Here is a 26,896-nt window from a genome sequence, read left to right as displayed (position 1 = left end):
ACATAGAACTCACGATCTTAAGCGTCAACCCCTTCAACTCCAGGTGTATCGAAGCCTCTCGACGGTTGTCGCCTCGTCCATCTGGGAGAACGTCTCCTGCTCAGCTCCCTTCACGGACACCATCGCTTCGATGATCGACTCCCCGAAGATTTCCCTCGCCACCGAGGAGGAGTTGAACTTCTGCACGATCTCGCCGAGATCGGTGGGGACTCGGGTCACCCCGCGCTCATCACGTTCCGCCTCTGTGAGAGTCGACGGGTTCACCACGATTTCAGGCGGCAATGGCGCGGCATTGTCGATACCGATCTGCGAAAGACCGAGTACCGCAGCGGTGGCCAGATACGGATTGGCCGATGGATCGATGATCTTGACTTCGGCGTTGGCGCCGTGTGGATTCGACGGTGACTCCGTGCAGAACCTCAGTGCCGCTTCCCGGTTCTCGAGCCCCCAACAGACGTAGGCCCCCGACCAATTGTCCGGACGCAGCCTGAGGCCGGAGAGCGGCGAGGAAGCAAAGGCGGCCGTGAATTCCGTGAGGTGAGAAAGGATTCCACCCAAAGCTGATGATCCTTCGTCGGTCATCCCGTAGTCCTGACCACCACCGGAGAAGACGGGCCGCCCACCTGAGATCAACGAAAAGTGCTGGTGTGCACCGTTCCCTGCACCTCCGATCGTAGGTATCGGTGAAAACGATGCCGCCAATCCATGGGCTCTGGCAGTGCGGCTGATCAAGATCCGGGCCAGCACCACAAGATCGGCGGCCTGAACGGGAGTTGCCGGAGCGATGGAGATCTCGAATTGATCCGGTCCGTACTCCGCATGAACTTGCTCGATATGAAGTTGTGCGCGTTCGGCATTGCGCAGAAGGTCCTTGAGGAAGTCCTCGCGGCGAAGGACTGCACCTAACCCGTACGCCGACCACGCTCCGTCGCACGCATCACCGAAAAGAGTGAATTCGATCTCGTGACCCACCCGAGCTTCCAGTCCGTCGGCAGCAAGCCGCGCCACGACGGCAGTGAGTGCGGACCGAGTGCACACAGCAGCCGTCGAACCGTCTTGCTCGTACAAAGTGGCCGGCGCCCACGACACACCCTCGCCGAGATCGCGGAGGTCGGAGCGGTCGATACGCAACCGGAGATCACCCACGACGGAAAAGGAATCGGTGAAGGCAATCCGATCGTCGCTGCAGAAAACATTCCAACTCGGCGAGACCCCCGCACCGACTTCCTCGAAGACACCGCTTCGGCCTGCCGGCATCACTTTCGCCCGCGCGACACCCGCCATGTCCACGATCGAGCCGATAGTCAGCGCCGGAACTTCCCTCATCCAGAGGCAAATACCCCACTCGGCGGCGCGCCAACCGGTCAGATCAGGTTGTCCTCCACCGGCAGTCCGAACGCCGCCCGGCCGTACAGCGCCAACGCGCGCTCGGGTTCGTTGGCAACGTGAACGCTGCCCGCATGAACGTCTCGCCACGCACGCTCGATCGGGTTTCCGCGAGAGAGGGAGTTCCCGCCTGCCGTCTTGAACAGCATGTCGATCGCCTCCACCGAACGTTCCGTCGCGCGAACCTGATCACGACGCGCGCGCAGCCTCATCGAGAGCGGAAGCTCCTTGCCGGCGACAGCAAGTTCGTACATCTCCCGGATATTGCGATCCATCTGCAGAATCGCGGCATCGATCTCCGACGACGCACGCGCGACGGCAACCTGAGCGAACTGGTCCTCACTGAACCTCCCACCACCCAAGCTCAGACGGACCCGCTCACGCATCACGTCCAGGTACCCCTCGTAACAACCGGCGACGATGCCCACACACGGAGCCGCGACCGTCGAGGTGAAGATACTCCCGAACGGAAGCTTGTACAGCGGACCAGGATTGACTGCTTGGCCTGGGCCGCGAAGTTGTGCGGTCTCGTAGTTGCGCTTCAATCGGTGCTCGGGCACAAAGGCCTTGTCGACCACGATCTCGTTGCTCGCGGTGCCGCGCATCCCCACGACATCCCAGACATCTCGGATCTCGTAATCCGTACGCGGCACCAACACCGTCATGAAATCGACCGGCCGGCCGTCCATCCCGACCACCATCGCGCCCAGCAATGCCCAACTCGCGTGATCACAGCCGGAAGAGAAGCCCCACTGGCCCGACAGTTCGTAACCACCGTCCACCGCCGTCAGTCGACCGACCGGAGCGTACGCGGACGAGATGAGCGTCGTCTGATCCTCTCCCCACACGTCTGCCTGTGCCTGGTCGTCGAAAAGCGCCAGATGCCACGGGTGCACTCCCACCACCGACGCGACCCAACCGGTCGAACCACAGGCAGCGGAGATTGCCCTGACCACTTCGTAGAAGTGGACCGGGTCGCTCTCGGCGCCCCCATATCTCTTCGGCGCCAGCATGGAGAAGACGCCGGCTTCGGAAAGCTCCCGGATGGTCCGTTCGGAGATCTTGCGCGAATCGTCGACCTTCTGAGCGCGGGCCGCGATCTTCGGAAGCAGATCACGGACTGAGCTCAGAACCTTGTTGACCATGGAAGACACTCCTCGCACCGAACCGTGAGGGAGCGGATCGGCAGATAGACATAACGGCTGCCCCGTCACGATATGTCGGTCACGCGTTCCGATGATCGGAAGTCCCGGAGGCCGGGATCAGCCGCCGGATCCTTGCGCTCGCCGCTGGTCCCGGCCAGTGAGACGAGGCCCCAGCGGTAATTCACGCTCCCCTAGCGTCGGGCGTCGACACTGACCCTGGAAAGGACGGGACTCATCGTGACGATCAATCAGTCCGACAACGACGAAGTTCGCGAGATCCAAGCTGGAACCGCGCCTACTCGCTTTGCACGTGGATGGCACTGCATTGGGCTCACGGAGTCCTTCAAGGACGGCCAGCCGCACTCCATCGAGGCGTTCGGCACCAAGCTCGTCGTCTTCGCCGACAGTGAAGGCAACGTCAAGATCCTCGACGCGTACTGCCGTCACATGGGTGGCGACCTGAGCCAGGGCACCATCAAGGGCGACGCCATTGCCTGTCCGTTCCACGATTGGCGCTGGGGCGGCAACGGCAAGTGCCAGAAGATTCCGTATGCACGCCGCGTGCCCCCGCTGGCCAAGACGCGCGCATGGCAGACCCTCGACCAGGACGGCATGCTCTTCGTCTGGCACGACCCCGAGGGCAACCCGCCGACCGACGACGTAGCCATCCCCCGTATCGAAGGCGCGCTCAGCGACGAGTGGAGCGACTGGGTCTGGTACACCACGACCGTCGACACCAACTGTCGTGAAATTGTCGACAACATCGTCGACATGGCGCACTTCTTCTACGTGCACTACTCCTTCCCGACGTACTTCAAGAACGTCTTCGAAGGCCACGCCGCAACGCAGTACATGCGCGGCGTCGCTCGCTCCGATATGCGTCCCCACGCAGCAGGCACCCCGAAGATGGTCGGCAGCAACTCGGTTGCCACGTACTTCGGCCCCTCCTTCATGGTCGACGACCTGACCTACGAGTACGAGGACTACAACGTCGACTCTGTGCTCATCAACTGCCACTACCCGGTCAGCGCTGACAAGTTCGTGCTCCAGTACGGCATCATCGTCAAGAAGTCCGATCGCTTCCAGGGTGAAGCCGCCGACGCGATGGCCGCGAACTTCGGCACGTTCATCGCCAAGGGCTTCGAGCAGGACGTCGAGATCTGGAAGAACAAGACTCGCATCGAGAACCCGCTCCTGTGCGAAGAGGATGGCCCGGTCTACCAGCTCCGCCGCTGGTACGAACAGTTCTACGTCGACGTCGCGGACATTGCTCCCGAGATGACCGAACGCTTCGAATTCGAACTCGACACCGCGCGACCCGTCGCCGCCTGGCAGAAGGAAGTCGAAGACAACCTCGCTGCGAAGAAGGCAGACGAAGATGCAGCCTCTTCAGTGCGCTGAGTGCAAGGCGCAGGTCCTGGTCCAGAAGAACAGTTGGGAACACACCACCGTTCAGTGGAGTGACCAGGCCCGCGCCCAGTGCCTCGAAATCGCCGACGACCGTGAATTCGGGCAGCGAGAAGGACGACCCGGTGCTCCCCGCAAGGAGTGCGGCGCCTTGATCGCGTCCATCGTGAACGCTGCAACGGCCGGCAAGCTCGAGATTCTCAACGACGAGCCGGTGCCTCAGCCGATCGTCGACGACAGCGAACCAGTACCCGCTCCGTTTCACTAGCCGAGCCAACATCTTTCGAAGAAGGTAGTAATGATCGATCCCCAGTACTACGGCCCGTGGGCAGCCATCGCCGGCGGTTCCGAAGGTGTCGGCGCAGGGTTCGCCGACGAGCTCAGCAAGATCGGCATCAACCTCGTTCTCATCGCCCGCAAGCCGGGGCCGCTCGAGGAGACTGCGGCCAAGGCACGCGCCAACGGCGTCGAAGTACGCACTCTCGCACTGGATCTATTGGTTCCCGACGCGCTCGACCAGATCAAGGCTGTCACCGACGACGTCGAGGTCGGCCTGCTCATCTTCAACGCCGGCGCCAACAGCTACGGCCACGAGTTCGTGACCGGTGATCTGACGGGATTCGCCGGAGTCATCGAGCTGAACATCAACAAGCAACTCGAACTCTCTCACCACTTCGGCGGTTTGATGAAGGATCGCGGACGAGGCGGCATCATGCTGCTCGGTTCGCTGGCCGGATTCATGGGCTCCGAGCACCAGAGCATCTACGCGGCCTCGAAAGCTTTCGGTCGCATCTTCGCCGAAAGCCTGTGGCTCGAACTTCAGCCGTACGGCGTTCACGTCGTCGAGTTCATTCTCGGTGTCACTCGCACGCCGGCCATGATTCGCGCGGGATTGAACTTCGACATCCCGGGCATGAACGTCGCAGAGCCCGAGGATGTTGCACGCGAAGGTCTCGAACACCTTGCCGACGGCCCGATCTGGGTTGCTGCAGGAAACTACGAAGGCGCCAAGAAGCGCAGCGGCTTCCCCCGAGACAAGATGGTCAAGGGCGCTGCCGAAGCGATGCGCAAGCTGCTGAACCGCTGACTTCTGCTGTGCGCCTTTATTAACCCCCCGACGTTAAGAAAGGCGCACAGCATGGGCGTCGACATCACCACTCTTCTCGACGAACGCGAGATCACCCGCTCCATTTTCGAGTTCGCCCGAGCCATGGACGCGCGGGACTGGGATGAACTCCACCGGATCATGACTCCGGACGCTACGGCAGAACTGGGAACCGGAACTCTTCGTGGACCTGCCGAGGTAGTGGCTTCCATCCGCTCGTTCCTCGACGAGTGCGGTCCCACCCAACATCTGATCGGCAACGTGCTGGTCGAGGTGGTCGGTGATATTGCCACCAGCCGCTCCTATGTCAGCGACATGCATGTGGGCACCGGGAGCAAAGCTCACCTGAACTTCTTCACCCTCGGCGACTACCACGATTCGTGGACCCGAATCGACGGAAGGTGGCGAATGACGCACCGCACCAAGCATTCACACGCCAGTCAGGGATCCATCGAGGTTCTGGGTGCCGGCCCCAGCGGTTGGCGGAGCTGACTCAGCTCAACATCGACGAACGGCCGGTCGCGAGTGGACTCTTGCTGGTGAGTCCACCGTCGACCACCAAGGTCTGCCCCGTCATGTAGCGAGATTCGTCCGAGGCCAGGTAGAGCATGGCGTGTGCGATGTCTTCGGGCTCACCGAGGTAGGGCAGCGCGTTTGCCTGCTTCATGCCGTCGCATGACATCAGCAGGGATGTTGTCCACGAGTGCGGGTGTCATGATCGCGCCCGGCGCTACGGCGTTGCATCGAACACCGTTTGCTCCGTACTGGACTGCGATGTACTGCGTCAGACGAATGACTGCCGCTTTGGCGGATCCGTAGGCAGACTGCAGGGAATCCCCGATCAATCCACCTACCGAGGCCGTGTTGACGATCGATCCTCCACCGGCACTGTTCATGTGCGGAATGGCAAGTCGTGAAGCGACGACAGTGCTGCGGACGTTGAGCGACATCACGCGATCCCACTCGTCCAGGTCCATCCGGAGCAGGTCGAGATCCTTGCGCGGATTACTACCGCCCACGTGATTGCACAAGACGTTGATGCCACCGAATTCGGCGACCGCCCTTTCGATCATCGCTGCCAGAGACTCCTCGTTCATGACATCGACGCCGAAACCCAGCGCAGTGCCGCCGGTCTCGCGTATCGCCGCCGCTGCTTCCTCCGCTCGCGCTGGATCGAGGTCGGCGACCAGCACCTTGGCGCCTTCTGCCGCCATGAGTTGTGCTGCTGCACGCCCGATTCCGCTGGCGGCGCCGGTGATCACTACATTTTTGCCTTCGAGCCTGTTCATATTCATTCCCTTCGCGGGGAATCGCCGTACCCGGATCTCATGTGCCCGAAATTGACAGCTCGGCGATTACCCGATCACTACCAGTGAACGCAGGATCGACAGCCGCGTCCAACTTTCTTGAATGAACTCACAAGTACGTGACCACGGCCCGCGCACCTGCTACACCGCCGAAATCGAGTGGCGACAGAAGACTCCACTGTGCTGAAGTGGCACTATGCAGAATTCTGTTCGACCGCTGTCCATCGACGACCTCGACCGTGCCGCCGAGGTTCTCGGCGAGGCTTTTGCCGACTATCCCTGGACGAACTGGTGCGTCGCCGAAGACTCTCACGTGGAACGGGTCGCCGCTCTGCAACGGATCTACCTCGAACACCTGGCACTACCGTTCGGACGTTCATACATCGATGATTCAGGCAACGGCGTCATCGCAGTCCTGCCGCCCGACGCCCCGGAGCCTGATGAAGCGACTGTCGAGAAGATCGTGGAACTGCACGGAGATCGGTTCGAGCGCGTTCTCCAGGCTGACGAACAACTGTCTGCGCTTCCCGCCCTCGAGCACGCGTGGTCGTTGGCAACGATCGGTACGACACCGCATTCGCAGGGCAGTGGATTGGGCTCTGCACTACTGAAACATGCTTTGGCGGAACTGGATCGAACCGAACAGGCTTGCTGGCTCGACACGTCGACCGAACGAAATCTCCCGCTGTACCAACGGTTCGGTTTCACGATCGTCGGCCAGACCTCGCTCCCCGACGGACCGGACGTATGGCGGATGCATCGACTTCAGGGCTGATTGTTCGACTTCAGCACTCGCCGAATCATTTTCGACAACGACGCGTATTGGGTGATCGTGTTGACGGCGATCCACCTCGAGACCGGCCACGTCCGGGTCCACGAGAAAACCCCGACCGACAGCAGTTGATCGTCTTCGAGAGTTCCCACGTATCGACGCAGCGCTGCGACAGCCGCGCGCAAACGATCCCGAAGCTCTCGAACCGAGGTACCTGCACTCGCCTCGACCACCGACTGGTTCAGCGCGGGTGTTTGCGTCCACCTGTAACCCGCAGCCGGCGTCTGCGGTGTCTCGTCTCGCAGTCCGGCACCTATCCACTCTACGACGGCCTCTGCCCACCAGACACGCACAGCGAGTACGTCGTGCACCGTCCACGCATCGACGGCAACGGCGTCGAACGCATCGGCCTCGGCGACGCCGTCGAGTAACGCGTCGAGTTTCGAATACGCCGAGTCCAGCGCACTCGCCAGTTCCTCACGTGACAAGGTCTGCGCCACAATGCCTCCGAACGATCAGTAGAGAAAGAAGAAGCGGGACCATCTCGACTCGATGGCCCCGCATTCAACATTAACGTCCTACGAGTTTCAGTTCAGCTCGCCCAGGAACCTTTCGAGGTTCTCGGCGATCTCCTTCGACTTGGTGTGGTGTAGGTAGTGGTCTCCGTCCAGCAAGACCAATTCACCATGATCGACCGATGCTGCCTGTTCTTCGTGCAGCTCTGTCCAGCCCTGGACCTTGGAATTCTGTACAGCGAACAACAGAATCGGGAGATCGGCAGGGAACGTCTTGCCGATCGCCGCGGCGAAGTTGCTGGAAAGGTGATCCATTTCGTTGAGATACGTGTCGCTGAAGTTGTTCTTCGCGACCAGTCGGCTCATCTCTGCCTTCTCGGCTTCATCGAGGTAGGCATCGGTTTCCTCACTGCCACCGAGTTTCGCCAGAACGTCGGAGAAGCCCAATTTCTTTGCAACGCGGAAGACTTCGATCGGGAACTTGGTGTCCATGTTCGGCTGCCCTGGGACGCTGCTGTCGATGCCCACGAAAGCGGTGACCTCGTCGCCGTACTTCGCGGTGTAGTCCAAGGCATAAACACCTGTGATGGAGTGACCCATGAGGATGTATTCGTCAATCCCCAAGGCCTGCACAGCCTCGTGTATCTCTTCGACGATGTTCTCAGCCGTGCGGTCCTTGTCGGTTGCGTCGCTGTATCCGTAGCCGAAGGGCTCGATCGTGACAACGCGGTAGTCAGGTGCAAGCTCGTCGATGAGTGATTTGAAGTCGAGGATCGGTGCGGACGTTCCGAACCCGGGCAGCAGCACGATGGTCCGATCACCGCTGCCGCGAATCGAGTAGCTCATGTTCTTGCCGTCGACGGACACGAACTGGTTGCCCGTTTCCGCGGTCGGAACGTTCGCCTTGCTGGAGCCGACGTTGAATACGAGCGCTATCGATACCAGCACAACCAGAACTACGGACACCGAAGCAACCACCTTCAGTGCAACGGTACGAATCTTCTTCATTCTCATCCTCATCTTCTCGGGCGTCGATACGGCTAGGAAAGGCTCGATATCGAGGCCGCACTGGTCTCGTCGAGCACACGCAACACGTTGTTGCCCATCAGCTTTGCCAAGTCCTCCGCGGACCAACCGCGTTCCGCCAGACGGTCTATCAACACCGCGAAACCGGATACGTCCTGCATACCGTCCGGAAAGTCGTCGAACCCATCGTAGTCACTACCCAAACCGATGTGATCGATGCCCGCGACGTCTCGGGCATGCTCGACGTGATCGGCCAGATGGTCCACCGTCATCGCCGGCCGTGGGCCGACCCGCCCGCCTTTGAACCACTCGTTGTACTCGGAAGAAAGGAACATGGGCACAAAGGCGATCATGATGACCCCGCCGTTGTCCGCGAGCAGCCTCATGACGTCGTCGGGAACATTGCGGGGGTGACCGCATAGCTGAGTGCAGGACGAATGGCTGAAGATCACCGGCGCCGACGACGTCTCGATGGCATCTCTCATCGTTTCCACCGAGACGTGCGACAGGTCGACGAGCACGCCGAGCCGGTTCATTTCGCGCACGATCTCGCGACCGAAGTCGGTCAGCCCGCCGTGTACTCGAGTGTCCGTCGCGGAGTCCGCCCACCCGGTGTTGTCGTTGTGCGTCAGAGTCATGTACCGAAGACCAAGGCGCGCCATCATTCTCAGAACGCCGAGCGAACTGCCGATGCTGTGACCGCCCTCCGCACCCAACAATGACGCGACCTTGCCCTCGCTCCAGATGCGACGCACGTCGTCACCGGTGCGCGCGAATTCGAAAGTATCCGGGTACCGCTCGATCATCCGGTACACGTAGTCGATCTGCTCGAGTGTGTACTGAACAGCCTCGGCCTCCGTCCTGTCACACGGGGTGTAAACCGACCAGAACTGCGCACCGACGCCACCGCGACCGAGTTTGTCGATGTCGGTTTGGAATATGGAATCCTTCTCCAGATTTTCCACCGAGTATGCGGCAGTTTCGCGAGCCGTCCATGCCAGATCGTTGTGACCGTCGATGACCGGCACAAGGCCGTAAGCATCCAGTGCCGCTGGGTGATTCACGTCCGGAAAAGGAGCGAGAGGTTTCAACATGAGTTTTCCTCGAGAAAGTAGTGCGGGCAGGTCGAGGGCCCTCATCGCCCTCGACCTGCCCGAGATTTCATTCAGCGGAGAGAATCATCTCGCCGCGGCTAGTCGGAAATCTTCTTGAAAAGCCGTGTCATGTACAGATATTCCTCGCCATCGATCGTGAGGTGAGCCATCTCGCCAGAAGCGCTCTCGTTACTGATCGAGAACCGGGAAGCAGACAGAGGCACGACCTTGGTGGGCGGGGCCGGCGGCTCGCCGTCGATCTCGACCTTGGCGAAGTTCTGAACCTGGAATCCGCCGTCGTCGCCACGCGTGAGTTCGATTCGAACGGTTGTCGATTCATAGGTCCCGAGAATGTGAGACAGATCGATGTCTGCTGCATCCGGTTCGGACTTCGGCTCCGGCAGAACGAGATCGAGTTCCTGAGCGATCTCCTTCTCGATGTCGTGAGCCAGGGCGCCGCCACCACGCGAGTTGGTGACAACTGCCATGGCCAGGCCGAGCTCGGGGAAGGTGTGAAAACGAGTGATCTGGCCGATCGTCGCACCACCGTGCTGCGCGGACGTCACACCGCCCCAGTCGGACAGGATCCAGCCGAGCCCCCAGGCCTGATCGACGCTCGAAACCGCGGTCAGGTCGAACTGTGGGGTGCGCATCAGACGCGCGGATTCTTCGGACAGGATGCGTTCACCCGTCAACGCGAGGCCGTCACGCATGTGTGCAGCACCGAAGGTCAGAAGCGAGCTGACGGATCCGGTGATGATCCCGGCCGGACCGATACCGCGCGGAAGCAGCCACTGCTTGGTCGGAACCACCTTGTCCGGCGACGTCCGATCCGGGTTCGCCACATGACCGACGGCGGTGCGGAACAGCGGGGCATCCTTGGCCTTGGTGATGATGTGCGTCAATCCGAGTGGCTTCCAGAGGTATTCGACCAACGCCTCGTCCCACGTCATCTCACGAAGAACCTCGACGATACGGCCGGCAACGGCAAAACCTGCATTGCTGTAACTCAGATGCCCGCCGGGCTCGGTGACGCTGATCGCGGTCGCGAGTTCGTCGACGTACTTCTCGACGCAGTCGTCGCCGTCGCCGGTGTCGTTGAACAGGTCTCCGTCGATACCGCTTGTGTGCGTGAGCAACTGGCGGATCGTGATTTCCTTCGTGTTGGAAGGATCCGCGATCGTGAACTCCGGAAGCACCTCCACCACCAGGGTGTCCAGCGTCAGCTTGCCCTCGTCGACGAGCTGCATGATCAGCGTCGTCGTCCAGATCTTGCTCGCGGATCCGTACTGGAACAGGGTGTCTGCGTCGACGTCGACACGCGTGTTCAGGCTCGTCACTCCGGTGGTGATGACACGGATATCCGCTGCACCGTCTTCGCCCAGCGCGATCACACCGACCTGCGCGCCAGGTACCGAATGCTTGGCTGCCAGTTCGTCGAGGCGTTCCTGCCACTTCGGGGCGACAAGTAGGTCCTTGGGCAATTCGGTCACAGGTCGAACTCCTTCGATCATGGAAGCCAGTGGCGTAGACAGCGTTGCTGCGATCCGCTCAGGTCTCACTCGTCGGGAAGTGAGGTTGCGGAAGCAATAACCGTCCACCCATGATCTCAGTGTGCTCGCAGTCACGTCCTGGTCGATTGCACCGAACTCGACCCCGAAAATGGTGCGATCGGACGAGCCTGCGTTCAGGACTCGCCACTCGAAACGATCAGCGCTCGAAGGTTCCTTCCAAGCGATTGCGTGAACCGGGGTGGATCAAGCGCGCCGCACTGACCAACCCGTTGGCCGACCAGGTGCGGCGGCGAATCAACAGACACGGTTCCCCTCGATCGATGCGGAGCAGCTCGCATTCGTCCGGGCTCCCTAACACTGCTTCCACGACGTGCTCGCCGCGAACCAGAGGCGCAACGTCACTCAAGTAGTTGTTGGGGGTGATCGCGGTGAAGTCCTGGCGCAGATAGTCGGGCGCCTCGTTCGGATTCACGAACCGGTCTTCCACCTGAATCGGGGTTTCGTCCTCGAAGTGCACCATCAGCGAATGGAACACCCGTTTGCCCACCGATTCACGAAGGAACGTCTGCCCGTGGTCGGTTTCTTCCTCACGAACGAACACGACCTCGGTTCGATGACGGTGGCCGCGGCGCTGAATCTCGTCGGCGATGTTCTTTACTTCGAACAGCGGGGACGCGGTCTTCGTGGCGGCGACAAAAGTACCGACCCCCATCATCCGCACGATCAGACCGTCGCTGGTGAGTTCACGAAGCGCTCGGTTGATCGTCATACGTGACAACCCAAGCGCACTGACCAGTTGATTTTCCGAAGGCAGCTGATCGCCTTCGGTCCACCGCCCCGAATTGATCTGCGAGACCACGAGGTTCTTCACCCGTTCGTACGCAGGGGCGGACTCGCCGCCTGCCTCGTTGAACAGCACGGCGAGTTCTGCGTCCACTTCAGCAATCGCCATCGCCACCACCCGTTCGTCGAAAACCACCGAGTCGGTTCTCCCGGTCGGCCTTCGAAGTCTATCCGTCTCGCGCACCTTTCCGATCAATCCGCGGGCGTCCGCGCCGGGCCTAGCCCACCATGCGCCGCAATTGGCTCGTCGCAACCGAAAGCGCAGCAAGATCGTGTTGCCCCGATGCCTCGATCTCGGCGAGCGCGAGAGTCGACCTCTCGATTCTCGACGCATTCCTTTCTTCCCACCTGGAGAGTTTTTCCGCTGTCGAGTCACCCGCTTCCGCGTCGGCCAAGACGTCGAGGGTCAAGGCCCGCACCGTCGAGTACAACTCGTCCCGCAGCGACAACCTCGCCAATGCGTTCCATTTTCCGTCCTTGCTCAATGCCGACACTCGATTGAGCATCGGGACGAGCCCAACATGCTCACCGAGCCGGAAGTAGAGTTCACCGGTCTCCGAGATAGTGCGATCGGCGAGGTCAGCGATCTCCACCACATCGAGCAGTCCGAACTGATCGAGCAAGATCTCCACTCGCCTGACCAGGTTCTCCGGCGCGCCCTTGTCCGTGATGAGGACCGTTCGCGCAGCCAGGTTCCGCTGATCTGCGCCTACCAGCCAGTCATCGAGCTCGGTCGACGCCTCCGCGATGCGATCACCGAATCTGCTGATCTCGGCCCCGACGGCCAGCGGTTGCGGCCGACGCGTCAGCATCCACCGTGACGCCCGGTCGAGCAGTCGCCTGGTGAGCAGGATCAACTCGTCGGATACGGCGGTCGAGATCGAGGCTTTGCTGATGTCGTGCCACAACTTCCACAGTCCGAACGCCTCGGAAACCACGGTGAAGGCACGTACCGCGTCTTCCGGATCAGCGCCGACCTCTTCACCGAGCCGATACGCATAGGTGATGCCGCCCCGATCGATGACGTTGTTCGTCAGCACGGTCGCGACGATCTCGCGCCGCAATGGGTGCCGGTCGAGAGCGTCGCCCCCTGCATCTCGAACGCCCTCCGGAAAGTAGTTCACCAGCGCCTTGCGGTAGATCTGGTTGTCGATCGAGCTTCCAGCCAACAGCGTGGATTTCAGATCAAGTTTGACGTGGGCCATCAGTGTGGCGAGTTCCGGCGACGTCAGCCCCGTTCCCGTCTTCTCGGCCGCGGCGAACTGCTTCTGGGTCGGAAACCCTTCGATGACGCGGTCGACGATTCCGCGAGATTCGAGGTTCGAAATCACTCTGCCGTGCACGCCGATCATTGCCCCCGCATCCGCACGCGTGGTGCCCATCAGTTCGTTCTGTGAACGGTTGTCTGCAAGAACGAGTTCGGCGACCTGATCGGTCAACGATTCGAGCAGTGCGTCGCGATGTGAGTCCGCGACGACGCCTGAGCTGATCAGGGAGTCGAGAAGGATCTTGATGTTCACCTCGTGATCGGAGCAATCGACTCCCGCGGAATTGTCGAGGGCGTCTGTATTGATCCGTCCGCCGATACGCGCGTATTCGATCCGTCCTGCTTGGGTGAGGCCGAGGTTGCCTCCTTCACCGATCACACGTGCACGCACTTCGTTGCCGTTCACCCGAACCGCGTCATTACTCTTGTCGCCGACTTCGAGGTCGGACTCACCGGAGGCCTTGACGTACGTTCCGATGCCGCCGTTCCACAAGAGATCTGCCGGGGACCGCAGAATCGCCCGAACCAGTTGCGGTGGAGTCAGTTCGGTGACGTCGGCGTCGAGACCCAGTGCCTGTCGCATCTCGTCACTGATCGGAACGCGCTTCGCCGAGCGTTCCCACACTCCGCCACCCGCACTGATCAAGGTCGGGTCGTAGTCGGCCCACGACGATCGTGGGAGCGAGAAGAGACGTGATCGCTCGTCGTACGAGCGCTCAGGTGACGGGTTCGGGTCGACGAACACGTGCCGATGATCGAACGCCGCGATGAGACGAATGTGCTTGCTGCACAACATACCGTTGCCGAAGACGTCACCACTCATGTCTCCGATCCCCACCGCGGTGAAGTCGTCGTGCTGGGTATCGACGCCGAATTCCCGGAAGTGCCGCTTGACACTCTCCCAGGCGCCCTTCGCCGTGATACCCATGGCTTTGTGGTCGTAGCCGACCGATCCGCCGGATGCGAAGGCGTCGCCGAGCCAGAATCCGTACTGCGCGGCAACGTCGTTCGCGATGTCGGAAAACTTTGCAGTGCCCTTGTCCGCGGCGACAACAAGATAAGTGTCGTCCCCGTCGTGGCGAACGACCCTTCGCGCCGCGACAACGGCGCCGCTCTGTTTGTCGACGTTGTCGGTCAGATCGAGTAGTCCGCGAATGAAGGATCGGTAGCACTCGATCCCGGCCACCAACGTGGCTTCTCGGTCCGCGTCTACACCCTGTCCTGGAACCGGCGGGCGTTTGACGACAAATCCGCCCTTCGCACCGACAGGCACGATGACCGCGTTCTTGACTGCCTGCGCCTTCACCAATCCCAGGACCTCGGTGCGGAAGTCCTCTTTCCGATCCGACCAGCGCAAGCCGCCGCGGGCAACCGTACCGAAGCGAAGGTGCACACCTGCTACATCGGGTGAGTACACGAATATCTCGAACTTCGGTCGAGGGAAGGGCAATACGGACAGCTTCTCCGAATCGAACTTCAACGAGAGTGCGCCGAGCGATTCGGTGCCATAAACGAAGTAGTTGGTACGCAACGTGTTACGGACCAGCTCGGACAACGCGCGCAGGATCCGATCGGCGTCGAGTCCTTGCACTTGTGCCACGGCTGTTTCCACCTCCGCTGCTGCACGCGCACCTCGATCTCCGTCTACGACGTCGGGATCGAAACGGCTCTCGAACAATTCGCACAGACCGGCGGCGATCTCGGGATGATCGGCAAGTACCTCGGCGACGCGACTGGTGCTGTACGGAAATCCTGCTTGCTGCAAGAACTCCGCGTATGCCCGCAGCACCACTACTTGTTTCCAACCGAGTCCGGCGATCGCGACAAGTTCGTTGAACGAGTCCGGCTCGGCGGAGCCGTTTCGAACCGCGGCAAACGTCGCCGCGAACCGCGCGGCAAAGTTGTCGAAGCCTTCGACCGGCGCACTCGGATAGTCGAGCGTGAACTCGTAGATCCAGGACTGTTCCGAGCCTGCCGAGACGAGCTCGTACGGACGCTCGTCGACCACGTCGACCCCCAGGCTCTGCAATACGGGCAGCACCTCGCCCAGCGAGAGCGGGTCACCCGATACGTACAGCCCGAGTCGGTGAGTACCGGGTCCGTCGACAGATCGGGCCAACCGTGGGCTCACCTCTCCGAGTTCGAGGCCGTCGAATACCGCCATGTCCTCGGCGGCGCGGACGGCGTCGAAATCCTGCTTGTATGCCACCGGAACTTGCTCGGCGAACTGAGCACGCCTGCGCTGCTCGTCGTAGTGCGAAGCATCCAGAACGAATCGCTCGTCCCACGTCAGGCACGCGTCGACGACGAGATCCCGAATCTCCCGCGCTTGTCGCGCCGATGCAAAGTTCGCGCCGCCGCCGACTGTGGCCGTGAAATGCACGACAGCCAAGGGAGATTCCGATACTCGACTGGAGAACTCGATGGTGCGGGCACCAAGCGCCTCGGCGAGTACCGACTCGGCCGTTGTTCTGATCGTCGTACTGAATTTCTCGCGCGGAACGAACAGCAAAGCCGACAGCTCCTGGTCTTGCCCCGTCGTCGGAGAGCATCCCACGGGTTGCAGGAACAGATGGAACGACGTGCGGCCGTCCACAGAAGTGAGTTCGTCCAGTGCGTCCGCAATTCGGGCCGGGTCGGCGGCAAAGAGGACTGTGATCGGAATCGACTGAATCACCGCCAGCATCGATTGTCCGACAAACGAATCCACGGTGGATCCGGAGGCGTCGAAGATGTCTGCGACGCGCCCTCGCACGAGCGGGGTCCGCCTGACGTCTGCGACAAGTCCGGTCGAGGTGAAGGACCCGATGAATCGGTATTCACGGTCACCGACTGACACGTCGATCTCTGTGGCGTATGCGGATCCACCGAACCCTTGCCCGAGGTACACCACTCCGATCGCGAGGGGCACCGCCTTCGAATCCGAAGAGCCGGTTGGATCGGGGAGCACGCCGAGGGTGTACGGCTCGTGCCTGTCGATTGTTCGCGCACCGCCGACGACACTGAAGTTTCCGGCACTGCACCACTGGAGGAAGTCAGCTTCTTCGGCGTGACCGCCCGAGGCCAGTTGCCCGCGCGCCTCGTCGACGAGATCCCGCAGGGGCGAGGTATCGCGGAAGGCACGCGCGATACGGTCGAGGATTCCGGCGACGTCATCAGCGATCACCTGCGCCTGCGCGTCCGAACAATGTGCGGGTAGTCCTATGTGGATCCATGATTCGGCACGCTCCCCGACCCGGGTGTCTTCAGTGCTGTGCGCCGGTTGCACGACTGTGCGAAGCACTGGGTGCACCACGAATTCCGGCTCCATGCGCGCGCGGGCAAGTGTCGCCAGAACCGCTTCGACGAGCTGCGGCATGTCGTCGCCGACGTATTGAATTGCCGGCCCGTCCCCCAGCTCCCCGGCCGGCGCGAGTCTCGAGATCGACGAGTTGTGTCCCCGTCGGCGCGAAAGATCCATGTGCGCGGCGACCATCGCAAGCTTGCGGTCTTCGGCGAGCGCCGCGTATCGATCAGCCGACAAGCCCTCGAAATACCTACTGCACACCCTCCTCACATTCTCGGAGTCCGGTGTCGTGTCGACTGAAACGAGGCTCATGTCAGCACCTTCCGCCGAAAGCCACGCTGCTTCCGACTTGTAGTGGGTTCGATCCGCGATCAACTTGTCTATACAGGTTTAGACAAGTTGATCATTGCAGAACGTGAGCCGCGACACAACAGCTCCACCCCTGGACAAATTCGCCACCCTCAGCCATAGTCAGTCGTGCCAACTAGTGGCAATTAGATTCCATTAGATGAAATTCGTGAACTACCTCGCTTCGAAGGAGCCCCCCGTGACCACCCAGACCGCGCACGACATCGACAGCGTTGATCTCGCTGAGTTCCGCAGCACCGTCCGAGCCTTCGCCAACGCCGAGATCCAACCCGGAGCAGCCGCACGCGACGAATCCAAAGAGTTCCCGGCGCAGCTGGTCAAGCGCCTCGGACAGCAGGACCTCATGGGCATTTCCGTGCCGGAGGAATTCGGCGGTCTGGGCCTGTCGACACGAACCCAACTGGTCGCCATCGAAGAAGTTGCACGCACCGACGCCGCACTGGCATCGATTTACACCGCGCACTACCTGGGCCTCGAGCCGATTCTCGTCGGCGGTTCCGAAGAGCAGAAGCACCGCTGGTTGCCCCAGCTCGCGTCGGGCGAACTGCTGGCCGGATTTGCACTCACCGAACCCGACGCCGGCTCCGACATCGCCTCGATGCGTACCGTCGCTCGACGCGAGGACGACGGCTGGCATCTCTCCGGATCCAAGACGTACATCTCCAACGCGAAGGAAGCCGACCTGGTCGTGCTCTTCGCCAAGACGGACCCGAGCGCAGGATTCCGCGGCATTACCGCCTTCGTCGTCCCCAAGGGCACTCCGGGAATCAGTTACTCGGAGCCGCAGGACAAGATGGGAATTCGTTCGGCTCCGACATACACCGTCTACCTCGACGACGTCGTGCTGCCGCTCGACTCGGTGATCGGCACCGAAGGTCGCGGCGGCAACATCGCCTTGACCGCCCTGAACCGAGCACGCATCGACGTAGCGGCAATGGCAAACGGCATCGCTTTGCGCGCTTGGGAACTGGGACGCGAGTACGCAACGGAGCGAAAGCAGTTCGGCACGCCGATCTTCGACTTCCAGGCAATCCAGCTACTCCTCGGTGGCTGCGACGCGCAACTGGTCGCATCACGCGTCACCGCAGACTGGGCCGCCGACGTCAAGGATGCCGGTCAGGACATCCGCCGCGCCGCATCGATTTCGAAGTACGTCGCCACCGAGGCCTGCTTCTCGATCGTCGATCAAACCGTACAGATCCATGGCGGCGCAGGTTTCATGCGCGAATCGGAAATCGAACGCCTGTACCGCGATTGCCGCATTCTCCGCATCTTCGAGGGCACCTCGCAGATCCAATTGCTCACCATTGCCGGCAATGCTCCGTCGCCGCGTTCCACCGATTTCTGAAAGGCACGGACATGTCTGCACTTCCCCCACTCGACGGCATCCGGGTCATCGACCTCTCGCGCGTCCTCGCCGGACCCTACTGCACCGCACTGCTTTCCGACGCCGGTGCGGACGTCGTCAAGATCGAATCCGAACACGGTGAAGACTCTCGGCACCTCGGCCCGTTCCGCGACGGCGAGAGCATCTACTTCAACGTGCTCAATCGTGGCAAGCGTTCGGTGGCACTCAACCTCAAGGACGACGAGGACCGTGAGGCGCTGCTGACGCTCATCGAGACCGCCGACGTCGTCGTGGAAAACTTTCGCCCTGGCGTCACCAAGCGCCTGGGAATCGACTACGAGGCTGCGCGGGCTCGCAATCCGCGGATCGTGTACGCGTCCATCTCCGGTTTCGGACAGGACGGTCCCATGTCCGGCGCCGCCGCCTACGACCTTGTAGTCCAGGCTCTTTCGGGAATCATGAGCATCACCGGTTCGGAGGAATCCGGGCCGACACGGTTGGGTGAGTCGTTCGGAGACCTGGTCGCCGGGCTGTTCGCCGCCTGGGGAATCAGTACCGCCCTGCTGAGTGCACGGGCGACCGGACTCGGGCAGCATCTGGACGTCGCGATGTTCGACAGCATGCTCGCCATGCTGCCGACAGCACACAGCCAACTGCAATCCACCGGGCTCACTCCCCCACGCGTCGGTAACCGTCATCCGGTGTCGACACCATTCGACACCTATCGGGCCGACGACGGACTCTTTGTCCTCGCGGTTGCGAGCCAATCCGGCTTCGAGAAATTGGCGCAGACGATGAATCGCATCGACCTGATCGCAGATCCTCGATTTGCCGACGACACCGCCCGGACCGAGAACGAGCCGGCACTGCGCAAGGAGATCGAAAACTGGGCTGCCGGAAAGACCGTCGCCGACGTGGTCGGCATTCTCGGCGACGCGGGCCTCGCCGGCTCGGAGATCTGGGACGTCCAGCAGGCACTCACCTCCGCACAGGCCGAGTATCGCGGAGTCGTCGAATCGTTCGAGCACCCGGTAGCAGGAAAGATCTCCTACGTACGACAACCCGTCGTGTTCGGTGAGAGCCAACGCCCCGATGTCCGCCGCAGTCCCCTGCTGGACGAGCACCACGGTGAGGTACTGCCGGGCTCGCGATAGATTCAGCGCAGACATCCCTCGGCACTTGGAGTAGGACATGGCCCCCGGCGACGTGACCCGCAGCGCGAATCGCACGTTCGAACTTCTCGGTGCGATCGTCGAGCACGGCGGATTGACGCTCGGCGACGCCGCCAAGGCAACCGATCTGGCAACCAGTACCGCCCTTCGCCTGATCAGAAGCCTCGAACAAACCGAGTTCGTCGTTCGCGGCGAGGACAACGTCTATCGCGTCGGCCCGCGGCTACTGCAAATCGGAGCTCGCGCTCTCGGTGACAATCAACTGTTGCCGAGAGCCCGGCCCGCGATGAAGGCCATCGCCGAAACCACGAGGGAATCGACCTACCTGTCGACGATGGGACCGAAAGACACTGCGCTGTATCTCGATCAGATCGAGGGCACGCACGCGATCCGCCACATGGGGTGGGTGGGACAGAGCGTTCCCCTGGACGGCACCGCCGTCGGCGCAGTGTTGAGCGGCAAGGTAGGTGAGAGCGGGTACGCCATTGCGCACGACACCATCGAGGATCACTCGACCGGAGTTGCCGCGCCGATCTACAACGCAGTCGGTCAGATAGCCGGAGCGCTCAGCGTCGTCGGCCCGACATTCCGTCTGACGGACGAGGTCTGCGCCAGCCACGGTCGCGTCTTGGTGGAGCACTGCGCCCGGTTGTCCGCGGAACTCGGCAGCCAGGCTCCCTGACCACCCCGAGCACTTGGCGATTCAGTCTCGTATCCGAGACAATGTGGTTCCCCGCTCCGGATTTCCTACCTACTCGTAAGGACACACCCCACATGACGACGAGTCGCGTGAAATCTGCTGAGCGCGTGCTCGACGTGCTCGATCTCCTGGCCCGCCGGGGTGTGCCGCTGGCGACGGCCGAAATCTCGAGCGCCCTCGAGCTGCCGAAGAGTACGACGCATCATCTCCTCAATGTCATGCGGGATCGACGGTTCGTCTCGTACTGGGCTGATCAACGCGCCTGGACCCTGGGTGTCTCGGCGTTCGAAGTCGGTGCGTCGTACATGCGCTCAGGCCCACTTCACCGTGAGGGCCAACGATTCATGCTGGCACTCACTCAGTCGACGGATGAGACGTCTCATCTCGCGGTACTACAGGGGTCTGACGTCATCTACCTCGACAAACGTGAACCACTGAAGCCGGGCGTGCGATTGGTGACCGAAATCGGGACTCGCCTTCCAGCGCATCTCACCGCAGTCGGACGCGCGATTCTGAGCCGTCTGGACGTGGAACAGATCAGCGCGCTCTACGAGGGATACACCTGGCCGACGCGGACCGGAACGGGACCGTCGACGCTCGCCGAACTGCGAGAACTGCTCGCCGCAGCACGTGAGAGCGGATATGCGGTCGAAGAGAATGCGACGACATCCGGAATCAATTGCATCGCCAGCCCCGTGATCACGCGGGACGGTCGTCCGGTCGCAGCTCTCGGCGTCACCTTCCTCTCCGGCTCCAAATCGGCCGAGGAGAGTGCCCTGATCGCCGACCGAGTGCGCGCCGTCAGCGCCGAGTTCTCCGCCGATCTCGGAGATCGAATGGTGGAGACCCCGACCGCAGACATGTAGCCAATTTCTCCGTTCCGTACTTTTCGGGCCTTGTTTTCGTCTCATATTCAAGACTAGAGTCTCGTATACAAGACTTGCTGAATCACCACCGCATCATCATTGGAGTCCCATGAACGCCACCCCTGCCACCCATACAGCCACCCGAACCATTGAGGTCGGAATCGGGGCTGTCACCATCGCCGACGTCGTCGACGTCGCGCGCAACGGTTACGGCGTCGCATTGACCGCGGAATCACTGACCGCGATCGCCGAAAGTCGTGCACGCATCGAGGCCCTGGCCGCAGATCCCACGCCGGTCTACGGGGTTTCCACCGGATTCGGCGCACTTGCCACCCGGCACATTCCGGCGCATCTGCGGACGCAGTTGCAGCGCAGCCTGATCCGCTCACACGCGGCAGGTTCGGGACCGGAAGTCGAACGCGAAGTGATCCGGGCCTTGATGCTTCTGCGCCTGTCGACGCTCGCCACCGGACGGACCGGAGTGCGCCCCGTGGTCGCACACGCGTACGCCGACCTACTCACCGCAGGCATCACCCCGGTGGTGCACGAATACGGCAGCCTCGGATGCTCGGGAGATCTGGCACCACTGGCTCATGTGGCGATGGCAATCATCGGCGAAGGTTCCGTCCGCACCGCCGACGGTGAACTCACCGATGCGGCAACGGCATTGGCTGCCCATGGCCTCGAACCGGTGGTTCTGGCCGAGAAAGAAGGCCTCGCACTGATCAACGGTACCGACGGGATGCTCGGCCAACTGGCCCTTGCGATCACCGATCTCGATCATCTGCTCAAGTTGGCCGACATCGCTGCCGCCATGAGCGTCGAGGGCTTGCTCGGCACAGATCAGGTGTTCGCCGCGGACCTCCAAACGCTTCGCCCCCATCCCGGCCAGGGCGCGGCCGCGTCGAACATGGTGCGTCTGCTTGCCGATTCCCCGATCGTCGCCAGCCATGCGGGCCCTGACTGCACCAGGGTTCAAGACGCGTACTCACTGCGGTGCGCACCGCAGGTCGCCGGCGGCGCACGCGACACCGTCGATCACGCCCGCCTCGTCGCCGGGCGCGAATTGGCCAGTGCTGTCGACAATCCCGTTGTCACCCTCGACGGACGGGTTCGATCCAACGGTAACTTCCACGGAGCTCCCGTGGCTTACGTCTTGGACTTCCTCGCCATCGTGACCGCGGATGTCGCGGGTATCAGCGAACGCCGAACCGACCGCTTCCTCGATGTTGCGCGCAACCACGGTCTGACTCCCTTCCTTGCCGACGACCCCGGAGTCGACAGCGGACTGATGATCGCGCAGTACACACAAGCTGCCGTCGTGTCCGAACTCAAGCGACTCGCGAGCCCCGCCAGCGTCGATTCGATTCCCTCCTCGGCCATGCAGGAAGATCACGTCTCCATGGGATGGTCGGGTGCACGTAAGCTCCGCCGGTCCATCGACGGTCTCACCCGAGTTCTCGCGATCGAGATACTCACTGCAGCACGAGGAATCGATTTGCGATCCCCACTCGAGCCCTCACCAGCCACCGGAGCCGTCCTTCGGACCCTGCGCGAGAAGGTGCAGGGGCCGGGCACCGATCGCTTCCTGTCCCCCGAGATCGAGGCCGCGGTGGACTTGGCGGCATCCGGTGCACTCGTTGCGGCCGCGGAGAACGCGATCGGCGCCCTGGCATGAGCGCGCCCGGAGCGCTGCGGCCTCGCCCCCGACCCGAAATCGAAGCACTCCCTCGATACTCCAAAGCCGCCGGCCTCGAGCAGGTTCGGTGGCGGGCGTCGAGCAACGAGTCGACGGTTGCACCCTCGGCGGCAATTCTCGAGGCCGTCAATCTCGCGGCCTCACACTCGCACTTGTATCCGTCGCTGTTCGGCGACACGCTGATCGCCCGGTTGAGCGACCGCCTGGGCGTCGGCGACGACCAGGTATTGGTCGGCGCCGGGTCGTTGGCACTGCTCCAGCAGGTATTGACCGCATACACGGGCCCGGGCACCGAAGTCGTCTACCCGTGGCGCAGCTACGAGGCGTACCCGATTCTGATCGGAATCGCCGGGGCGAGCGGTGTACCCGTCGCACTCGATTCCGAACATCGGCACGATCTGAGTGCAATGGCGGCAGCCGTGACTCCGCAGACCCGCGCGGTACTCGTCTGCAACCCCAACAATCCGACCGGAAGCGAGTTCTCGACCGCCGAGTTCGTCTCGTTCGCCCGCTCGATCCCGAGTGACGTCCTCATCCTTCTGGACGAGGCTTACCGGGAGTTCGCGACCAGCGATGTCGACGGCGTCGACCTGCTTCGAGCCTTTCCCAACATCGTCGTATTCCGAACCTTCTCCAAGGCTTACGGATTGGCCGGCCTTCGGGCCGGCTATGCCATCACCAATCCGGCGATCGCAGCGGATCTTTCCAGCGCGGCACCGCCCTTCGGGCTCAGCGCCGTTGCCGAGGCCGCGGCCTGCGCAGCGTTGACCGATCCGGCGCACACCGATTCGATAGTCGAAACGGTGACGCAGGGTCGCGCTCACCTACGTGAGCAATTGGCTCTGCGCGGCGTCGAGTCCGTCCCCAGCGGAGCGAACTTCGTGTGGATCCCTCTCGGCGAGAGAGCTTCTGCACTAGAAGCGGCTTGCGTCGCCCAGGGTGTCTCGGTCCGGATGTTCCCTGGCGAGGGGGTGCGGGTCACCGTCGGCGAGCGGGACGCAGAAGACGCCGTGATCTCAGCTGTGGACGCTCTCGCACAAAACCTTTGACCGACTGGAGAAAAGAATGTCCGTCCACGAACTCGCTCGGTCGATCGGTTCGAGTCGCCTGATCACCGACCCGGCGGTAATGGACTCGTACCGTCGCGACGAGGCCCATCTCGCCGAACCCGGCCATCCGGCAGCCGTCATGCTCGCTGAAACTGCGGCCGACATTTCCGAGGCTCTGAAATGGGCTACTGCTCACCGTGTCCCGGTGGTAACCCGTGGTGCGGGAACCGGTTTGGCGGGTGGCGGGGCAGCCGTCGAGGGCTGCCTGGTCATCTCGACCACTCGCATGCGCTCGATTCTCGAGGTCAATCCGGACGATCAGCTGGCTGTCGTGGAAGCCGGGGTGATCAACGCTGACATCAGTCGAGCAGCAGACGAGTACGGGCTGATGTACGCCCCCGATCCGAGCAGCTTCGAGATCTCCACGATCGGCGGAAACATCGCCACCAACGCCGGTGGGCTGCGTTGCGTGAAGTACGGCGTCACCCGCGATTCAGTCCTGGGTCTCGAGGTTGTGCTCGCCGACGGTCGGATCGTGCGGACAGGCCGAAGGACCGTCAAAGGTGTTGCGGGATACGACTTGACCAGTCTTCTCGTCGGTTCGGAAGGAACACTCGGAGTCGTCACGAGTGCCACGCTCAAGTTGCAGCCCAAGCCCAAGAGAGCACCGGTCACCGTCGTCGGCAGTTTCGATTCTCTCCGCTCCGCAGCGGACGCGGTTGCCGCGGTCGTTCGCGACGGGATCGGGCCGAGCCTGCTGGAGCTGATCGATCGAGCAACCCTTCGCGCAGTCGACGACTGGAAACGAATCGGGTTGGAAGACAACACCGCCGCGATGCTGATCGCACAGGCCGATGGGGTCGACGCCGACGCAGCAGCCGCGGCGATGCAGAAGCACTTCGAGCAGGCCGGCGCCGATTTTGTCGCCGTCTCACAGGACGCAGCAGAAGCCGCACAGCTACTCGAGATTCGCCGACTTGCCTATCCTGCATCCGAACGACTCGGGCAATGTCTGGTGGAAGACGTCGGGGTCCCGCGGTCGAAACTGCCCGACATGCTCGAAAGTATCGACCGGGCTGCCGCCGAGCACTCGGTCAAGATCATGACCGTCGCGCACGCGGGTGACGGCAACGTCCATCCGACCTTCGTCTTCGACCGCACTGCCGACGGCTCGGTCCCCGAAGCCGTGTGGACCGCCGCGGACGAGGTCTTCCGGCGTGCTCTCGAACTCGGCGGAACTCTGACCGGAGAGCACGGCGTCGGCGTTCTGAAGCGTCGCTGGCTCTCTCTCGAGCTCGGTGAGGACAGCATGCAACTGCACCGATCGATCAAGGCCGCGTTCGATCCACTCGGAATCCTCAACCCTGGTAAGGGTTTCTGATTCTCGAGCGGTGTTACACAGCATTTACGCGAAATCGGGTTTCAGGTATTGACGCCTGTATATACAGGCATATACATTTATCCGCAGTGACAGTGACCCAGCGCACAGAGCACCAGGCGCAAAGCACCAAGCACGAAGAAGGTGGGCAATACCCCGACGTCGATTCCGTCGCTCGACGGGCTCGCAGCAGAAAGACAGGCCTATGACTCACGATGGACCGGCCGAGGTCATCCTCACTCCGGAACGACGCACTATCGACGTCGTCCCGGATGCAGAACGACACGGCACCCCGCGCAGCCAGTTCACTCTCTGGTTCGGCGCCAACATGCAGATCACGGCAATCGTCGACGGTGCTCTCGCCGTCGTATTCGGCGCGGACGCCATCTGGGCAATCGTCGGACTTCTGATCGGCAACATCTTCGGTGGCGCTGTCATGGCGCTTCACTCCGCACAGGGCCCGCGCATGGGCCTCCCCCAGATGATCTCGAGTCGCGCCCAGTTCGGCGTCAAGGGAGCCGTCGTACCGCTAGTTCTCGTCATCCTGATGTACCTCGGCTTCGCTGCCACCGGCACCGTGTTGGCCGGCCAAGCCGTCAACAAGATCCTGCACATCGACAGCCCCACCGTCGGCATCGTCGTCTTCGGTCTCCTCACCGCATTCGTCGCGGTCACCGGCTACAAGCTGATCCACATCGTCGGCAGGATCGCCACCGTCGTGGGCATCGTCGGATTCTCCTACCTGGCCGTTCGACTGTTCCTCGAGTACGACGTCGCCTCGTACGTCGGTATCAAGGGCTTCGACATCGTCACCTTCCTGCTCGCGATCTCGCTGGGCGCCGGTTGGCAGCTCACGTTCGGCCCGTACGTCGCCGACTACTCGCGTTACCTGCCGCGCAGCACCTCCGAGAGCACTACCTTCTGGTCGACGTTCCTCGGTAGCGTCATCGGATCACAGTGGTCCATGACCTTCGGCGCCCTCGTCGCGGCCTGCGCCGGCGACGCGTTCCTGGGTAACCAGGTCGGCTTCATGGGAGATCTGGCCGGACCCGCTGCCATCGCCTTCCTGATCTACTTCGTCATCCTGGTCGGCAAGCTGACGGTGAACGTGCTCAACGCGTACGGCGGATTCATGTCGATCCTGACCACCGTCACAGCCTTCAACGGCCAGTCACGAATCTCGAGCACCGCCCGTACCCTCTACATTCTCGGTTTCACCGCTGTCTCGGTGTTGATCGCGATCGCCGCCAGCGCCGACTTCCTGGACAACTTCAAGAACTTCGTCCTGGTGTTGCTGATGGTGTTCACGCCGTGGAGTGCGATCAATCTGATCGACTACTACCTGATCTCCAAGGAGCGCATCGACATTCCGGCGCTCTACGACGTCAACGGTCGATACGGAGCATGGAACTTCACGGCATTGGCTTGCTACGCCGCCGGCGTTCTCGCCCAGATCCCGTTCCTCGCCCAGAAGATGTACACCGGCCCTGTCACGGACATGCTCGGCGGCGCCGACATCTCCTGGATCGTCGGCATCGTGTTCACCGGGCTGATCTATTACCCGCTCGCCAAACGCACCAGCAATCCACCTTCGTCGATGATCTACCCCGATCACACCGCGATGACCGACTCTCGCGTCTGATCCCCC

The 26,896-nt window shown here is 62.1% G+C and carries 21 protein-coding genes and 1 pseudogene; 13 read left to right on the top strand and 9 right to left on the bottom strand.

The window, feature by feature from the left end:
• Positions 1 to 33: 33 nt before the first annotated feature.
• Both H351_RS07675 and hsaA read right to left on the bottom strand, forming a co-directional pair.
• Positions 34 to 1,326: a type I glutamate--ammonia ligase gene (locus tag H351_RS07675; protein ID WP_029256275.1), complete on the bottom strand. Its 1,293-nt coding sequence runs from the start codon at positions 1,324 to 1,326 to the stop codon at positions 34 to 36.
• A 38-nt stretch (positions 1,327 to 1,364) separates the two neighbouring features.
• A complete protein-coding gene (hsaA, locus tag H351_RS07670) occupies positions 1,365 to 2,531 on the bottom strand; it encodes a 3-hydroxy-9,10-secoandrosta-1,3,5(10)-triene-9,17-dione monooxygenase oxygenase subunit (RefSeq protein WP_020970820.1) in 1,167 nt (388 codons plus the stop codon).
• Between the two features lie 237 nt (positions 2,532 to 2,768).
• Here hsaA and H351_RS07665 point away from each other — a divergent pair, with 237 nt between their 5' ends.
• Genes H351_RS07665 through H351_RS07650 form a run of 4 tightly spaced genes read left to right on the top strand, consistent with a single transcriptional unit; the run spans position 2,769 to position 5,535 of the window.
• Positions 2,769 to 3,932, top strand: a complete 1,164-nt coding sequence (locus H351_RS07665) for a 3-ketosteroid-9-alpha-monooxygenase, oxygenase component (protein ID WP_019745333.1) — start codon at positions 2,769 to 2,771, stop codon at positions 3,930 to 3,932.
• The gene (locus tag H351_RS07660) at positions 3,910 to 4,206 is read left to right on the top strand and encodes a hypothetical protein (RefSeq protein WP_019745334.1); all 297 of its coding nucleotides are present in this window, start codon (positions 3,910 to 3,912) and stop codon (positions 4,204 to 4,206) included. The genes H351_RS07665 and H351_RS07660 overlap by 23 nt, the downstream gene beginning before the upstream one ends.
• A 30-nt stretch (positions 4,207 to 4,236) precedes the next feature.
• Positions 4,237 to 5,025 (top strand): SDR family NAD(P)-dependent oxidoreductase, encoded by a 789-nt coding sequence (locus H351_RS07655; RefSeq protein ID WP_029256276.1) that lies wholly within the window; start codon positions 4,237 to 4,239, stop codon positions 5,023 to 5,025.
• Between the two features lie 51 nt (positions 5,026 to 5,076).
• Positions 5,077 to 5,535 carry a nuclear transport factor 2 family protein gene (locus H351_RS07650; protein ID WP_021331968.1) on the top strand — a complete coding sequence of 153 codons (459 nt, stop codon included), beginning with the start codon at positions 5,077 to 5,079 and terminating at the stop codon, positions 5,533 to 5,535.
• A 1-nt stretch (position 5,536) separates the two neighbouring features.
• Here H351_RS07650 and H351_RS07645 read toward each other — a convergent pair.
• Positions 5,537 to 6,257 (bottom strand): annotated as a pseudogene (locus tag H351_RS07645) (SDR family NAD(P)-dependent oxidoreductase).
• Between the two features lie 289 nt (positions 6,258 to 6,546).
• On the opposite strand from H351_RS07645, the gene H351_RS07640 reads away from it, so the two are divergent.
• Complete coding sequence (locus H351_RS07640; protein ID WP_019745338.1) at positions 6,547 to 7,125, top strand: GNAT family N-acetyltransferase; 579 nt, start codon at positions 6,547 to 6,549, stop codon at positions 7,123 to 7,125.
• Here the strand turns inward: H351_RS07640 and H351_RS07635 are convergent.
• The 6 genes from H351_RS07635 to H351_RS07610 form a co-directional block, all read right to left on the bottom strand.
• Complete coding sequence (locus H351_RS07635) at positions 7,116 to 7,622, bottom strand: ClbS/DfsB family four-helix bundle protein (RefSeq protein ID WP_029256277.1); 507 nt, start codon at positions 7,620 to 7,622, stop codon at positions 7,116 to 7,118. The two genes, H351_RS07640 and H351_RS07635, sit on opposite strands and share 10 nt — an antisense overlap.
• An 87-nt stretch (positions 7,623 to 7,709) precedes the next feature.
• The gene (locus H351_RS07630; RefSeq protein WP_029256278.1) at positions 7,710 to 8,645 is read right to left on the bottom strand and encodes an alpha/beta fold hydrolase; all 936 of its coding nucleotides are present in this window, start codon (positions 8,643 to 8,645) and stop codon (positions 7,710 to 7,712) included.
• A gap of 32 nt (positions 8,646 to 8,677) precedes the next feature.
• Positions 8,678 to 9,757 (bottom strand): dipeptidase, encoded by a 1,080-nt coding sequence (locus H351_RS07625; RefSeq protein WP_029256279.1) that lies wholly within the window; start codon positions 9,755 to 9,757, stop codon positions 8,678 to 8,680.
• 98 nt (positions 9,758 to 9,855) lie between these two features.
• Positions 9,856 to 11,250 (bottom strand): serine hydrolase domain-containing protein, encoded by a 1,395-nt coding sequence (locus tag H351_RS07620; protein WP_244891459.1) that lies wholly within the window; start codon positions 11,248 to 11,250, stop codon positions 9,856 to 9,858.
• A gap of 217 nt (positions 11,251 to 11,467) precedes the next feature.
• Positions 11,468 to 12,223 (bottom strand): histidine utilization repressor, encoded by a 756-nt coding sequence (hutC, locus tag H351_RS07615; RefSeq protein WP_024487384.1) that lies wholly within the window; start codon positions 12,221 to 12,223, stop codon positions 11,468 to 11,470.
• A 109-nt stretch (positions 12,224 to 12,332) separates the two neighbouring features.
• The gene (locus H351_RS07610; RefSeq protein WP_244891458.1) at positions 12,333 to 16,979 is read right to left on the bottom strand and encodes an NAD-glutamate dehydrogenase; all 4,647 of its coding nucleotides are present in this window, start codon (positions 16,977 to 16,979) and stop codon (positions 12,333 to 12,335) included.
• Positions 16,980 to 17,214: 235 nt separating this feature from the next.
• Here H351_RS07610 and H351_RS07605 point away from each other — a divergent pair, with 235 nt between their 5' ends.
• The 8 genes from H351_RS07605 (at position 17,215) to H351_RS07570 (ending at position 26,890) form a co-directional block, all read left to right on the top strand.
• Entirely contained in the window at positions 17,215 to 18,384 is a 1,170-nt protein-coding gene (locus H351_RS07605; protein WP_019745344.1) for an acyl-CoA dehydrogenase family protein, read from the top strand.
• Positions 18,385 to 18,395: 11 nt separating this feature from the next.
• Positions 18,396 to 19,538: a CaiB/BaiF CoA transferase family protein gene (locus H351_RS07600; protein WP_029256282.1), complete on the top strand. Its 1,143-nt coding sequence runs from the start codon at positions 18,396 to 18,398 to the stop codon at positions 19,536 to 19,538.
• 37 nt (positions 19,539 to 19,575) lie between these two features.
• Entirely contained in the window at positions 19,576 to 20,238 is a 663-nt protein-coding gene (locus H351_RS07595) for an IclR family transcriptional regulator (RefSeq protein ID WP_029256283.1), read from the top strand.
• A 92-nt stretch (positions 20,239 to 20,330) separates the two neighbouring features.
• Positions 20,331 to 21,122 carry an IclR family transcriptional regulator gene (locus H351_RS07590; RefSeq protein ID WP_029256284.1) on the top strand — a complete coding sequence of 264 codons (792 nt, stop codon included), beginning with the start codon at positions 20,331 to 20,333 and terminating at the stop codon, positions 21,120 to 21,122.
• A 109-nt stretch (positions 21,123 to 21,231) separates the two neighbouring features.
• Positions 21,232 to 22,800, top strand: coding sequence for a histidine ammonia-lyase (hutH, locus tag H351_RS07585; RefSeq protein WP_029256285.1), 1,569 nt, complete (start codon positions 21,232 to 21,234; stop codon positions 22,798 to 22,800).
• On the top strand, positions 22,797 to 23,870 hold the full coding sequence (locus H351_RS07580) for a histidinol-phosphate transaminase (protein WP_029256286.1): 1,074 nt from the start codon (positions 22,797 to 22,799) through the stop codon (positions 23,868 to 23,870). The genes hutH and H351_RS07580 overlap by 4 nt, the downstream gene beginning before the upstream one ends.
• A 16-nt stretch (positions 23,871 to 23,886) precedes the next feature.
• A complete protein-coding gene (locus H351_RS07575; protein ID WP_029256287.1) occupies positions 23,887 to 25,251 on the top strand; it encodes an FAD-binding oxidoreductase in 1,365 nt (454 codons plus the stop codon).
• Between the two features lie 202 nt (positions 25,252 to 25,453).
• Positions 25,454 to 26,890, top strand: coding sequence for a purine-cytosine permease family protein (locus H351_RS07570; protein ID WP_020909179.1), 1,437 nt, complete (start codon positions 25,454 to 25,456; stop codon positions 26,888 to 26,890).
• The last annotated feature ends 6 nt before the right edge of the window (positions 26,891 to 26,896 follow it).

Origin of the sequence: Rhodococcus erythropolis R138, from assembly GCF_000696675.2 — a bacterium.
In the GTDB taxonomy this organism is placed as follows: domain Bacteria; phylum Actinomycetota; class Actinomycetes; order Mycobacteriales; family Mycobacteriaceae; genus Rhodococcus_F; species Rhodococcus_F erythropolis.
Note: the sequence above shows the minus strand (reverse complement) of the source record. Positions and strands in the feature narration are given on the sequence as shown.

Bases quoted from the DNA above. Each gene is read 5' to 3' on its own strand.
- H351_RS07675 (WP_029256275.1), bottom strand. From the start codon at position 1,326: ATGAGGGAAGTTCCGGCGCTGACTATCGGCTCGATCGTGGACATGGCG.
- hsaA (WP_020970820.1), bottom strand. From the start codon at position 2,531: ATGGTCAACAAGGTTCTGAGCTCAGTCCGTGATCTGCTTCCGAAGATC.
- H351_RS07660 (WP_019745334.1), top strand. From the start codon at position 3,910: ATGCAGCCTCTTCAGTGCGCTGAGTGCAAGGCGCAGGTCCTGGTCCAG.
- H351_RS07655 (WP_029256276.1), top strand. From the start codon at position 4,237: ATGATCGATCCCCAGTACTACGGCCCGTGGGCAGCCATCGCCGGCGGT.
- H351_RS07650 (WP_021331968.1), top strand. From the start codon at position 5,077: ATGGGCGTCGACATCACCACTCTTCTCGACGAACGCGAGATCACCCGC.
- H351_RS07640 (WP_019745338.1), top strand. From the start codon at position 6,547: ATGCAGAATTCTGTTCGACCGCTGTCCATCGACGACCTCGACCGTGCC.
- H351_RS07630 (WP_029256278.1), bottom strand. From the start codon at position 8,645: ATGAAGAAGATTCGTACCGTTGCACTGAAGGTGGTTGCTTCGGTGTCC.
- H351_RS07625 (WP_029256279.1), bottom strand. From the start codon at position 9,757: ATGTTGAAACCTCTCGCTCCTTTTCCGGACGTGAATCACCCAGCGGCA.
- hutC (WP_024487384.1), bottom strand. From the start codon at position 12,223: ATGGCGATTGCTGAAGTGGACGCAGAACTCGCCGTGCTGTTCAACGAG.
- H351_RS07610 (WP_244891458.1), bottom strand. From the start codon at position 16,979: ATGAGCCTCGTTTCAGTCGACACGACACCGGACTCCGAGAATGTGAGG.
- H351_RS07600 (WP_029256282.1), top strand. From the start codon at position 18,396: ATGTCTGCACTTCCCCCACTCGACGGCATCCGGGTCATCGACCTCTCG.
- H351_RS07595 (WP_029256283.1), top strand. From the start codon at position 19,576: ATGGCCCCCGGCGACGTGACCCGCAGCGCGAATCGCACGTTCGAACTT.
- H351_RS07590 (WP_029256284.1), top strand. From the start codon at position 20,331: ATGACGACGAGTCGCGTGAAATCTGCTGAGCGCGTGCTCGACGTGCTC.
- hutH (WP_029256285.1), top strand. From the start codon at position 21,232: ATGAACGCCACCCCTGCCACCCATACAGCCACCCGAACCATTGAGGTC.
- H351_RS07580 (WP_029256286.1), top strand. From the start codon at position 22,797: ATGAGCGCGCCCGGAGCGCTGCGGCCTCGCCCCCGACCCGAAATCGAA.
- H351_RS07575 (WP_029256287.1), top strand. From the start codon at position 23,887: ATGTCCGTCCACGAACTCGCTCGGTCGATCGGTTCGAGTCGCCTGATC.
- H351_RS07570 (WP_020909179.1), top strand. From the start codon at position 25,454: ATGACTCACGATGGACCGGCCGAGGTCATCCTCACTCCGGAACGACGC.